Below are 11,926 nucleotides of genomic sequence, written 5' to 3'. Positions count from 1 at the left end.
GGCGGTGAGCGGGCCCGCGACGTTCGCGTACACCCGCTCCCACCCGGGCGGGCTGGATGCGGTGCCGCGGCGGCAGAAGGACAGCACGGCGTCGGCCGCCCAGGCGGCGAGGCCCGCTCCGGAGAGCGCGCCGGCAAGGAGGGAACGACGGGTGAGCAGGGAAGATCTGTCATCGACTTTCACGTGACCGGAATCTAGGGGTTGCTTCTGAACATCCGCTGACGTCCAGAGGAACGCTCAGCCCTTGTCGGAGCCCTCGTTGGCGCCGCGCACGAAATACCGCTGGAAGATCACGAACACCACCGCCACCGGAATGGTCGCCATCAGCGCGGCCCCCAGCTTGAGCGGATACTGCGTGCCCTTGCCCAGCGACCCGCTCACCAGGTCGGCCAGCCCCCGAGGCAGCGTGAACAGCTCGGGGTTCTGCACCGCCACCAGCGTGTGCGCGAACTCGTTCCAGGAGCCCTGGAACGAGATGATGGTGAGCGTGAGCAGCGCGGGCCGGGCCATCGGCAGGACGATCGACCAGTACGTGCGGAAGACGCCCGCCCCGTCCACCTTCGCCGCCTCCTCGACGCTGACCGGCAGCGACTCGAAGAACTGCTTCATGATGAACACCCCGGCCGCGTCCGCGATCACCGGCAGGATGAGCGCGGTGTAGCTGTCGTAGATGCCGAACTGGTTCAGCACCAGGAACTTCGGGATGAACAGCACCACGCCCGGCACCGCCAGCATCGCGACGATCGTCGAGAAGATCGCCCGCCGCCCCGGGAAGCGCAGCCGCGCCAGCGCGTACCCGGCCATGGAGTCGAGCAGCACGCGCCCGACCGTGATGACCACGGTCACCAGCAACGAGTTGCCCAGCCACAGCGGCAGGTCGGTGCTGAGGAACACCTTCTCGTAGCCGCTCATCGTCACCGGGTCGGGGATGGGCGACAGGGGGTGCGCCGCCGCGTCCGACTCGGTCTTGAAGGAGGCGGCGATCTGGATGACGAACGGGTAGAGGAAGACGAGCGCGAAGAAGATCAGGATGCAGTAGCCGGTGAAGGTGGAGGCCAGCGACCGCGCGTTGTCCTTACGCATGACGCCTCTCTCTCATCACCCAGCGCTGGACCAGGGTCAGCACCACGATGATGGCGAACAGCACGAACGAGATCGCGGTGCCCGAGCCGTACTCGAAACTGCGGAAGGCCGTCTGGTACGACAGGAACGCCGGCGTCAGGGTGGTCTTGGCGGGATTGCCCTGACTCATCACGTACACCTGGTCGAAGACCTGCCACGTCGAGATCAGCCCCAGGGTGAGCACCAGGAACATGGTCGGCTTGAGCAGCGGCAGCGTCACGCGCCGGAAGACCTGGCGGCGGCCCGCCCCGTCCAGCATGGCCGCCTCCTCCAGCGTCACCGGGATGTCCTGCAGCGCCGCCAGGAACATGAGCATGAACGTCCCCGACGTGGTCCAGACGACCAGCGCGATGATGGTCGTCATCGCCACGCTGGGCCCGGACAGCCACTCCCACCACGACAGCCCGAACGGCCCGCCGGAGGTCAGCGCCTCCGGCGGGGCCGCCGGATCGACCAGGCCGACGGACCCGAGCAGCAGGTGCAGCACGCCGCGCGAGTCGGCGAACCACTGGGGCCCTTCGACGCCGAACAGGCCCAGCAGCGCGTTGACCGCGCCGGAGTTGGCGAAGACGAACAGGAACACCACGCTGATCGCCACCGAGCTGGTCACCGAGGGGAAGAAGAACGCGGCGCGGAAGAACGTCCGGCCCTTCAGCAGCCGGCTGTTGACGACCAGGGCCAGGCCGAGCGCCAGCGCGGTCTGCAACGGGACCACGATGGCCACGTAGTAGACGTTGTTGCGGACGCTCGTCATGAAGTCCTGCCGGGCCAGCCCGTCCTCGGTGAACAGGCGGGTGTAGTTGTCCACACCGACGAACGGCACACTGCCCCGGAACGGGCTGCCCTGCCCGTTCCAGTCGGTCAGGCTCACCCACAGCGCCATGAGGATCGGCGCCAGCATGAACAGGCCCAGGATCACCACGACGGGGGCCACGAAGAGCCAGCCCGCCAGGTTCTCACGAGTCTTGCTGATGGTCATGACGTGCCGAGCGCGGCCTGGATGTTCTTCTGCGTCCGCTGCAGCAGCGTCTTGGGCGCGGTGGTGGCCAGCTTCTGCAGCCCGGTGTCGAGGTCGACCAGGACGCTGTCCATCTTGGGGGCGTTCACGGGGCCCTGGGCGTAGTCGGCGCCGTTGACGAAGGGGGCGTCGTCGGGGAACTCGGCGGTGTAGGCGGCCTTGGCGGACTGGCGCGAGGGCATGACGCCGAACGCCTTCGCGAAGGTCATCTGCTGGTCGGCCTTGGTCATCGCCTCGACGAAGGAGATGGCCTGCTCCTTGTGCTTGCTCTTGGCCGAGATGCCCCAGCAGTTCGTGAACGACAGCGTGCCCTTGCCCTTGGGCCCCGCCGGGAGCTCGTGGACGGAGTACTTGACGTCGGGGAAGTCCGCCTTGAGCGCGCCCTTGATCCAGTTGCCCTCGATGGTCATCGCGGCCTTGCCCTTACCGAACGCCTCGCCGCCCCAGCCCGCGTCGAGCTGGTCGGGGTACCTGGCCAGCTTGGCCGACACCAGCGAGCGCACGTAGTCGAGCGCCGCGAGGTTCTGCGGGCTGTCGGCGGTGGCCTGCTTGCCGTCGGGGCTGGTCAGCCAGCCGCCGGCCTGCACCATGAACGCGCCCATGCGGTCGCGGGTCGGGCCGATCGCCAGCGGGGTGACGTCCTTGGCCTTGAGCTTCTCGCTGACCGAGGTGAGCTGCTCCCAGGTGGTCGGCACGTCGGCGTCGGTGAGCCCGGCCTTGGCCCACAGGTCCTTGTTGACGATCAGCGCGAGGGTGGAGAAGTCCTTGGGCGCGCAGTAGAACTTGCCGTCGCGGGTGAACGCCGTGCGCAGGGAGGGGTAGAAGTCGTCAGGCTGGCTGATCTTGTCCCCGTACGGCTCCAGGGCGCCGACGCTGGCGTAGTCGGCGAAGCGGGAGGCGTCCACGTAGAACACGTCCGGGGGATTGTCGCCGGCGAAGGCCTGGCCGAGCTGCTGGGCGAGGTCCTGCGCGGGCGTCACCGTCGCGGCCGCGCCCGACGAGGAGGCCCAGGTCTGGGCGGCCTGCTTGACGGAGGCGGTCTCGGCATCGCCGGAGGAGCCGATGAGGATCTGCAGGTTGACCTGGCCGCCGCTCTGCTGGGGGGCCTGGCTCGGCTTGTCGTCGAAGCCGCTGCCGCAGGCCGACAGGACGAGCGTGGCGCAGGCGAGGCCGCTGATCGCAGCGGCGCGGCGGGTACGTGACTTCATCGGAGTTGTTCCTGTTCTCGCGTTATTCGGGGGGTGAAAGGGGTCAGGCGGACTGGCGGATGGTCAAAGAGGGGGGCAGCAGCACGTGCGCGGAAGGAGGCTCGGCGTCGGGGCTCTCCAGGGCGCGGGCGAGCAGCTCGACGCAGGCCGCGGCGGCCTCGCCGAGCGGCTGGTGGACGCTGGTGAGGCCGACGGCTCTGGCGGCGGGCGTGTCGTCGAAGCCGATCACGGCGACGGGCCGGCCGGGCTCGCGGGCCTGCAGCGCGCCGAGGGCGAGGGAGTCGCTCGCGCACACCAGGGCGGTCACGCCGGGGTCGGCGGCGATCAGGTCGCGGGCCGCGCGCTCCCCGGCGGGGATGCCGTCCTCGACCGAGCGCTGCAGCCCGCCGAGGTCCTGACCGCCGAGCGCTCTGGCCCAGCCCGCGCGGCGGTCGTCGCCCACGCCCGAGCCGGGCGGCCAGCCGATGAACCCGATGCGCCGGTGACCGGCGGCCAGCAGGTGGCGGGTGGCCGCCTCGGTGCCCGCGGCGCCGTCCACGTCCACCCACGGATGGCGCGCGTGGGGCAGGTCGCTCCAGGGCCGGCCGAACGCCACGAACGGCAGCCCGCGCTCCAGCAGCCAGGACGCGCGCAGGTCGTCATGGTGGGTGGCGGTCAGCACGAACGCGTCCGGCTTGTAGGCGCCGAGCAGGTCCTCGTACGTCGCGATCTCCGAGGGGTCGTCCGCGGCGGTGTAGAGCAGGATCCGGTACCCCTCCTGCGCCGCCGTCTCCGACAGGCTGTGCAGGAACCGGTCGGCCCACGAGCCGCTGATCCCGTCGCCGTCGGGTTCGATGCCGATGGCGATCAGGCGGGAACGGCCGGTGCGCATCTGGCGGGCGGCCTGGTTGGCGCGGTAGCCGAGCCGCTCGATCACCTCGAGGACGTGCTTGCGGGTCTCCTCTCGCACCACTTCCGGGCTGTTGAGCGTGTTCGACACCGTCTGGCGTGACACGCCTGCCGCCTTCGCCACATCGGTGATCGTCACCTTTTCCGCCATAAATCGCCTTTCGAGGGGGTTGAACGTTCAAAGTCCGGTGAGGCATGATTTGATCGTTCAAAGTTAGCGGAGTGTTTCGAAATCTGCACCCCCGGCGTCCGTCTGTCAAGACCCGGTGGTGATCAATGAACCGATCTCAGGGGGAAACGTAGTGCTTCAGCCGCTGCTGCACGATCTGGTCAGCACCGTCATGGCGCCGGCCAGCGCGCTGAGCGACGCCGACGGCCAGATCCGCCCGGCCGGCGTGCAGGGGCTCTTCTGCGCGGACCGCCGGGTGCTGTCCCAGGCCAGGCTCCTCGTGGACGGGCGCGAGCCGGAGTCCATCGGGTACGCGCCCGGGGCCGCCGGCCAGGCGCGGTTCGTGTCCCTGGCCCGCTGGCTCGGCGACCGCACGGTCGACCCCACGGTCCGGATCGAGCGCTCGCGGGAGGTGTCCCCGTTCGGCATGAACGAGCAGGTGGAGATCGTCTCCACCGCGTCGTCGCCCGTGACGGCCACGGTCACCATCGAGCTGGCGTGCGACTTCGCGGCCGTCGAGGCGGTCAAGTCCGGGCGCTCCGGCACCCCCGCCCCGGCTGCCGCGGATGGGGAGAACCGCCTGACCTGGCACGCCGACACCACCCACGTCACCGTCACCGGCCACGACGCCCACGCGACGGCGGGCGACGGGGCCCGCCTGCGGTGGGAGGTGAGCCTGCCGCCCCGCGGCCGGACGACGCTGCGCTGGGAGCTGGCCGTCGAGGACGCGGCCGTGGTCGTCGTGCCGCCCGCCGTCGCCCTCGAATGGAGCCCGCCGCGGGTCACCGCCGACGACCGGCGCATCACCAGGCTGCTGGACCAGTCGCTCGAAGACCTGCGCTCCCTGCGGCTGGCCGAGCCCGTCGCGCCCGGCGACACCTTCCTCGCGGCCGGGGCGCCCTGGTTCCTGACGCTCTTCGGCAGGGACAGCATCTGGGCGGCGCGCATGCTGCTCCCGCTCGGCACCCGGCTGGCCGCGGGCACCCTGCGCGTCCTGGCCCGCCGCCAGGGGCGGCGCCTGGACCCGGACTCCGGCGAGGCCCCCGGAAAGATCATGCACGAGCTGCGCCGGGACGCGTTCGACCTGAACGACGAGGGCGGACGGCTGCCCGCCGCCTACTACGGCACCATCGACGCCACCCCGCTGTGGATCAGCCTGCTGCACGACGCCTGGCGCTGGGGCCTTCCGGCCTCCGAGGTGGAGGCGCTGCTGCCGAACCTGCAGGCCGCGCTGGGCTGGCTCGCCGACCACGCCGACCCCGACGGGGACGGGTTCCTCGAGTACATCGACTCCAGCGGCCGCGGCCTGGCCAACCAGGGCTGGAAGGACTCCGGCGACTCGGTGCGCTTCCACGACGGCCGCCAGGCCGAGCCGCCGATCGCGCTGGTGGAGGTGCAGGGCTACGCCCACCAGGCCGCCCTGCACGGGGCCGCGCTGCTGGACGCCTTCGGCCTGCCGGGGGCCGACCGGTGGCGCGACTACGCCGGGGCGCTGGCCGAGCGCTTCCGCGCCGCCTTCTGGGTCGACGGGCCCCGGGGTCCCTTCCCGGCGCTCGCCCTCGACCGCGACAAGCGCCCCGTGAACTCCCTGACCAGCAACATCGGCCACCTGCTCGGCACCGGGCTGCTCTCGCGCGAGGAGTCCGCCCGGGTCGCCGACCTGCTGGCCTCTCCCGGCATGGCGGAGGGGTTCGGGCTGCGGACGATGTCGTCGGAGGAGGGCGGGTTCAGCCCGCTGTCCTACCACTGCGGCTCCGTCTGGCCGCACGACACGGCCATCGTCATCGCCGGCCTGGCCAGGGAGGGCTTCGACACGCAGGCCGCCGCCCTCGCCGAGGGGCTGCTGGCGGCGGCCGAGTCGTTCGGCTACCGGCTGCCGGAGCTGTTCGCGGGCGACGCCCGGGACCTGGCGGGCCGCCCGGTGGCCTACCCCGCGTCCTGCCGCCCCCAGGCGTGGTCGGCCGCCGCCGCGGTCGTCATCGCCAACGCGGTGGCCGGGCTCTACCCCGACGTTCCGGGGGGACGGGTGGACCTGCGCCCGCTGTCCGGCGCGCCCCTGGGAGCGCTGACCGCCGGGCTGCGGGTGGCCGACGCGGACGTCGAGGTACGCGTGGACCACGACGGCACGGCCACGGTCAAGGGCCTGCCGGCGGACGTGCGCCTGGCGGAGCCCGTCAGCCCTTCGTCGCCCCGCCCGTGAGGCCCTTGACGAACTGCTTCTGCAGCAGCAGGTAGAAGACCAGGATCGGCAGCGTGGCCAGGAACATCAGCGCGAACATGCCGCCGAAGTCCGCCGCGTACTGGCCGAGCGACTTGTAGACGCCCGTCATGATCGTCGTGCCCTCGCGCGGGCCGTAAATGATCAGCGGGTTGAGGAAGTCGTTCCAGATCCACACCCCGAGGAAGATCAGCACGCTGGCGGTGGCCGGCCGCAGGAGGGGGAAGACGACGCGCCAGAACGTCTGCCAGCGCGTCGCCCCGTCGATCGCGGCCGCCTCCTCCAGCTCGCGCGGGATGCCCTTCATGAACCCGGAGAAGACGAAGACCCCGAACGGCACGTAGTAGCCGACGTTGAACAGGACGAGCCCCTGGAGGGTGGACATCAGCCCGAGCGACTTCAGCACCTGCGTGACCGGGATGAGGATGACCTGCGGCGGGATCATCAGCCCGCACAGCAGCAGCACCATGACCGCGCGCGACCACCACCGGGTGTGCCGGGCCAGGTAGTGGCCCAGCATGGCCGACAGCAGCGTCAGGATGACGATCGACGACGACGTGACCACGACGCTGGTGCGCAGCGAGGACCAGAAGAGGCTGTCGGGGTCGGTCAGCACCCGGGTGAGGTTGTCCAGGGTGGGCGGGTCGGGCAGCGACATCGTGTCGCGGGCGACCTGGCCGCTGCCCTTGAAGACGTTGATCAGCGCGATGTAGAGCGGGATGAAGAAGACGGCGCCGATGACCAGCGCGACCAGCGGGCGCACCCAAGGAAGGCGAGATCCCGTCACAGGCCCTCCTCCGTCGGGCCTGTGCCGAACGTGCTGTGTTCATTGGTGCCCTCGCTTCGCTCGGTCACAGCTGAACCTCCCTGCGCTGCAGGATCCGCAGCGTGACCACCGACAGGGCGGCGATGACGACGAGCATGACGACCGCCTCGGCGGAGGCGTAACCGGTGCGGTTCTCCACGAACCCCTCCTGCAGGACGACGAACGCCACGCTGGCCGTCGTGCCCGTGCCCGGGCCGCCGTTCGTGATGACCTTGACGTGGTCGAAGATCTTGAACGCGGAGATCAGCAGCACGACGGTGTTGATGGTCAGGGCGGGCGCCAGCAGCGGCCACGTCACCTTCCAGAAGCGGCGCAGCGGCCCCGCCCCGTCGATCGCCGCCGCCTCGGCCAGCTCCTGCGGCACGCCCTGCAGCCCGGCCAGGTAGACGACCACGCAGAAGCCGAGCATCTGCCAGCAGACGATGGACGACAGCGAGTACAGCGCGATGTCCGGGTCGGACAGCCAGCCCGGCGGCTCGGCCACGCCGAGGGCCCGCAGCCCCTGGTTGACCGGCCCGTCATCGGCGAGCACGCGCGTCCAGATCACGCTGATGACCACCGAGCTGATCACCATCGGCGTGAAGAAGACGCTGCGCAGCGCGTTGTAGAGCCAGCCGCGCCGGTCGAGGACGACGGCGACGGCCACGCCGAGCACGTTCGGCACGATGACCACGATCAGCGTCAGGATCGTGGTGACCCGCAGCGAGTTGAGGAACGTCTCGTCCCGGAACAGCAGCGCGTAGTTGCGCAGGCCCACGAACTGCGTGTTCGGCCTGAGCAATGCCTGGTTGGTGAGGCTGTAGCCGACGCTCATCGCGATCGGCAGCAGCACCAGGCACGTGTAGACGAGCGTGCCCGGCGCCGCGAACGTCAGGAAGTGCCACAGGCCCGGCCACGCCGGCCGCCTGCTCCCAGGGCGGGCGAGCGTGCCGGGCCTGCGATGGGTGGTGCTGACGGCCATCAGCCGCTCTTCTCCCATTCGGTGTCGAGGAACGCCAGCGCCTGGTCCGTCGTCTTCTTGCCGCTGACCAGGTCCTGAGCCGTCGACCAGAACTTGCCCTGCATGCCGGGCAGCATGGCCGCGTCGCCCGCCTCCCAGCTGAAGGCCGGGACGGTCGCGTTCTGCTGGAGGGCCTGCTGCCACAGGTCGTACACGGCCTTGAAGACCGGGCCGGTGGTGGCGGGCGGCGTGTAGCCCTTGACGGCGGGGAAGAGCGCGTCGGCCTTGACCGAGGCGTCCAGGTTCTCCTTGGTGAGCTGGAAGGCCAGCGCGAACTTCTTGGCCGCGGCCATGTTCTTGGCCGTGGCGCTCACGGACAGGCCGCCGCCGGTGAAGGCCGGGAGATGCAGGCTCCCGTCGTCGCTCGGCCAGGCGAACACGCCGATGTCGTCCTTCATGTCCGACTGGTCGGCCGCGGCGGCGAACCAGCTCCCCATCGGGTACATCGCGCCCTTGCCGGCCAGGAATGCCTCCTGCGTCTTCGGGTAGTCCTGGCCGATCTGCCGCTTGTCGATGAAGCCCTTGGCGGCCAGGTCGGCGAACTTCTGCGTGGCCGCCTTCATGGCCGGGTCACCGGCGAAGGTCACCTGTCCCGCGCGCCGCCTGGCGATCCAGTCGGGCGTCTTGGCGTACAGGTCGGTGGCCAGGATGGCGGTCCAGGGCTGGGAGGTGACGAACACCCCGCCGCTCACGAACGGCGTGATCCCGGCGGCCTGGAGCTTGCCGGCGTCGGCGAGCAGCTCGGCGTACGTCTTCGGCGGCGCCTCGATCCCGGCCTTCTTGAACAGCTTCCTGCTGTAGTAGACGTTCGGGATCGTCTGGGTGTTGGCCGGCAGCTGCAGCACCTTGCCGTTGACCGCACCGCAGGTCGGGCAGATGAAGTCCTTGAGCTCCTGCTCGGTCCAGGTCGCCAGGTTCGGCTCCAGCGCGATCAGGTCCTGCATGCCGATCTGCACGTCCGGCAGCTGGCCGGAGGCGGCGAGCTGCTTGGCGTAGTCGTTGCGCTCCGACTCCGACGGCGCGGCGACGAGCTCCACGTCGAGGTCGGGGTCGGCCTTCGTGACCAGCGCGACCTGGGCCTTCCAGTACGACTCCGGCAGGTTCGGGGACGGGAAGACGAGGAAGGTGACCTTCTGCTTGCCGCCGCTGGAGGAGGGTGCGGCGGACGTGCCGGGCGTGCCGCTCGAACAGGCGCTCAGCGCCAACGTGACGGCCAGCGCGATCGCCCCGGCCGCGGACAGCTTGTTCATGATGAGCTCAGTCTTCTTCGGTGGTGGGGGATGGGGTGTCGTCGCCGGTCGTCCGCCGGACGACGTTCGACGGCGGCCCGTAGCGGAAGGCGCGCACCCGGTACGACGCGCGCCGCTCCTCGGGCAGGGTGACCAGGCCGAACGCGTTGACGTCCGGCGCCAGCACGGCGGTCACCCGGTAGCCGGGCCAGCCGGCCGGCCGGTCCTCCAGCAGGAAGCCCTCCTCGTCGCGGGCCTGGTCGGCCCACCGGAACGCGACGCCGTCGGCCTGCGTCGCGGTGGCCGTCAGGCCGGTGGGCGCGGCCCCTTCGCCGCCCACCGGCCTCGTCCCGGGGGACCCTCCCGGGAGCACGCGCGGCTCGGCCCAGCCGGGGCCGGGCTTCGGATAGGGACCGTCGCCGAGCGTGACGTCGACCGGCGCGGAGGCCGCGCCGTAGTAGGGCCGCAACCGGTAGTGGAACGTGGTGCGCGGCATGAGGTCGGGATGGGTGAACGTGGTCTGCTCCGGCGGCAGGAAACCCAGGATCGTGTACGGCCCCTGAGGCTCGGTGGCGAACTCGATCACGTGCCCGGCGGCGCCCGGATCGCGGCCCTGCCAGCGCAGCGCGATGTCGGTCGGCGACACGAGCGCGGCCTCCAGCCGGACCGGCCGGTCCTGCGGCCGTTCCTGTCGCGGGGCCGCGCATCCGGCGACCACCAGCGCCAACGCCAACACCATCCGGGCCCTCATCGCCCCCTACTTCTGCCAGAAGCGGATGCCGCTCCACTCGACCGTGGCGGGCCCCTGGCCGCTGGCCGTCCGGTACGCGCCGAACTTGTCGTAGAAGCTGCCGCTCTCGCTGGCCACGGTGTGCTTCAGCGATCCGTTGATATAGGTGCGGTGGACGCTGCCGACCACGTGGACGGTGTTGACGCGGACCGTGGTGCCGATCGTCGCGCCCGTGGCGATCGTGTCGCCGCCGTGCACCGCGTACAGGCGTCCGCCGCGCTCGACGGCGAGCATGAAGAACGGGCCTGTCGTCTTGAACGTCTGCTTGAGGCTGATCCGGGAACCGGGCAGGCTGGTGATCTTGAAGTAGCCCTCGAACTGGCGCGTGCCGCCGGAGTAGGTGGCGTAGCGCCGTTCGGCCCGCTGGTCGCCGCTGTCGGTGGAGCAGGTCAGCTTGAACGTCAGGTCGCTGACGTCGCCGCAGCCCCGCTCCTGGACGGTGAACGTGGGCGAGTACGAGGTCCACGGCCCCGATTCCACGGGGTCGGCAGCAGCCGGAAGGGTGGGGAGCAGCAGCCCGGCGGTCAGCGCGCTCGTGGTGAGTAATCGCATCGACCCTCCATTAGGAAACTTTCCTATCACGAGACATAGGATCACTTAGCCCGTTGGCGCGTCAAGGCTCTTGACCGAGGGCTGTTGCTGCTGTATTCGTCGGATGTCTGAAGGGGAGCGATCCATGAGACTTCGACCGCATCGCCGTAGCCTCCTCGCCGCGCTAGTGCTCGCCGTGATCCTGAGCCTGTGCGCGGCGCCCGCCGGGGCGGAGATCCAGCATCCGAGGCAGCAGTGGTTACGCGACTCCACGGCAGGGTTGTTCCTGCACTGGGGCATGTTCACGGCGCCGCGCCACCTCGACTGCGCCGCCTGGGAGGGCGACGTCACGGGTGGCGGCTGGAGCCCCGACTACTGGGTGGACGAGGCCCGCAAGCTGGGCGCCTCGTACATCGTGCTGGCGACCTTCCACAGCAGGCTCGGCTACGCGCGGCCGTGGCCGTCGGAGATCCCCGGCTCGTGCAGCACCAAGCGGGACTTGCTCGGGGAGCTGGTGGCCGCCGGGAAGGCGAAGGGCGTACGGGTCATCCTCTACATGACCGACGACCCGCAGTGGCACAACGAGCAGGGAGTCGAGACGCTCGACTCGGCCGCGTACTCGGCGTACAAGGGGCGGCAGGTCGACCTGACCACCCGCGCCGGGTTCGGGATGTTCAGCTATGACCTCTTCTTCGAAGTAATGGCGAAATATCAGGACTTGGCGGGGTTCTGGATCGACAACGACAACGAGTACTGGGAGCAGAACCGGCTCTACGAGCAGATCCGCGAGAAGCGGCCGTCCTGGTTGCTGAGCAACAACAACGAGGACACGCCGATCATGGACACGGTCAGCAACGAGCAGAAGACCGGCATGACCCCGGCCTACGACTACCCGCAGGCCGCGTGGACCCCGATGCCGCGCCTGGT

12 protein-coding genes are annotated in these 11,926 nt (G+C 70.3%); 2 read left to right on the top strand and 10 right to left on the bottom strand.

Annotation, left to right across the window (positions count from 1 at the left end):
• The 5 genes from ABZS69_RS66610 to ABZS69_RS66590 form a co-directional block, all read right to left on the bottom strand.
• Positions 1-183: hypothetical protein (locus ABZS69_RS66610; RefSeq protein ID WP_355395442.1), on the bottom strand; the 183-nt coding region annotated here is incomplete at its 3' end.
• Between the two features lie 54 nt (positions 184-237).
• Positions 238-1,083 carry a carbohydrate ABC transporter permease gene (locus tag ABZS69_RS66605; protein ID WP_355395439.1) on the bottom strand — a complete coding sequence of 282 codons (846 nt, stop codon included), beginning with the start codon at positions 1,081-1,083 and terminating at the stop codon, positions 238-240.
• The gene (locus ABZS69_RS66600) at positions 1,076-2,101 is read right to left on the bottom strand and encodes a sugar ABC transporter permease (protein ID WP_355395436.1); all 1,026 of its coding nucleotides are present in this window, start codon (positions 2,099-2,101) and stop codon (positions 1,076-1,078) included. Before ABZS69_RS66600 ends, ABZS69_RS66605 begins: the two co-directional genes overlap by 8 nt.
• Positions 2,098-3,348 (bottom strand): extracellular solute-binding protein, encoded by a 1,251-nt coding sequence (locus tag ABZS69_RS66595; protein ID WP_355395433.1) that lies wholly within the window; start codon positions 3,346-3,348, stop codon positions 2,098-2,100. Before ABZS69_RS66595 ends, ABZS69_RS66600 begins: the two co-directional genes overlap by 4 nt.
• 43 nt (positions 3,349-3,391) lie before the next feature.
• Entirely contained in the window at positions 3,392-4,375 is a 984-nt protein-coding gene (locus ABZS69_RS66590) for a LacI family DNA-binding transcriptional regulator (protein ID WP_355395430.1), read from the bottom strand.
• A 163-nt stretch (positions 4,376-4,538) separates the two neighbouring features.
• Between ABZS69_RS66590 and ABZS69_RS66585 the strand changes: the two genes are divergently transcribed.
• On the top strand, positions 4,539-6,605 hold the full coding sequence (locus ABZS69_RS66585) for a glycogen debranching N-terminal domain-containing protein (protein WP_355395427.1): 2,067 nt from the start codon (positions 4,539-4,541) through the stop codon (positions 6,603-6,605).
• Here ABZS69_RS66585 and ABZS69_RS66580 read toward each other — a convergent pair.
• From ABZS69_RS66580 to ABZS69_RS66560, 5 genes are all read right to left on the bottom strand, one after another.
• Positions 6,580-7,410 carry a carbohydrate ABC transporter permease gene (locus ABZS69_RS66580; RefSeq protein WP_355395425.1) on the bottom strand — a complete coding sequence of 277 codons (831 nt, stop codon included), beginning with the start codon at positions 7,408-7,410 and terminating at the stop codon, positions 6,580-6,582. The two genes, ABZS69_RS66585 and ABZS69_RS66580, sit on opposite strands and share 26 nt — an antisense overlap.
• 64 nt (positions 7,411-7,474) lie before the next feature.
• The gene (locus tag ABZS69_RS66575) at positions 7,475-8,410 is read right to left on the bottom strand and encodes a sugar ABC transporter permease (RefSeq protein WP_355395422.1); all 936 of its coding nucleotides are present in this window, start codon (positions 8,408-8,410) and stop codon (positions 7,475-7,477) included.
• Positions 8,410-9,699 (bottom strand): extracellular solute-binding protein, encoded by a 1,290-nt coding sequence (locus ABZS69_RS66570; RefSeq protein ID WP_355395419.1) that lies wholly within the window; start codon positions 9,697-9,699, stop codon positions 8,410-8,412. Before ABZS69_RS66570 ends, ABZS69_RS66575 begins: the two co-directional genes overlap by 1 nt.
• A 7-nt stretch (positions 9,700-9,706) precedes the next feature.
• Positions 9,707-10,417 (bottom strand): fibronectin type III domain-containing protein, encoded by a 711-nt coding sequence (locus ABZS69_RS66565; RefSeq protein ID WP_355395416.1) that lies wholly within the window; start codon positions 10,415-10,417, stop codon positions 9,707-9,709.
• Between the two features lie 18 nt (positions 10,418-10,435).
• Positions 10,436-11,020: a hypothetical protein gene (locus tag ABZS69_RS66560; RefSeq protein ID WP_355395413.1), complete on the bottom strand. Its 585-nt coding sequence runs from the start codon at positions 11,018-11,020 to the stop codon at positions 10,436-10,438.
• Between the two features lie 124 nt (positions 11,021-11,144).
• Between ABZS69_RS66560 and ABZS69_RS66555 the strand changes: the two genes are divergently transcribed.
• Positions 11,145-11,926 (top strand): alpha-L-fucosidase (locus ABZS69_RS66555; RefSeq protein ID WP_355395410.1); only part of this gene is annotated, 782 nt, incomplete at its 3' end.

Source organism: Nonomuraea sp. NPDC005650 (assembly GCF_040605375.1).
Classification (GTDB): Bacteria; Actinomycetota; Actinomycetes; order Streptosporangiales; family Streptosporangiaceae; genus Nonomuraea.
The sequence above is the reverse complement of the archived record's forward strand: the minus strand, read 5'-3'. Positions and strand labels throughout refer to the sequence as shown.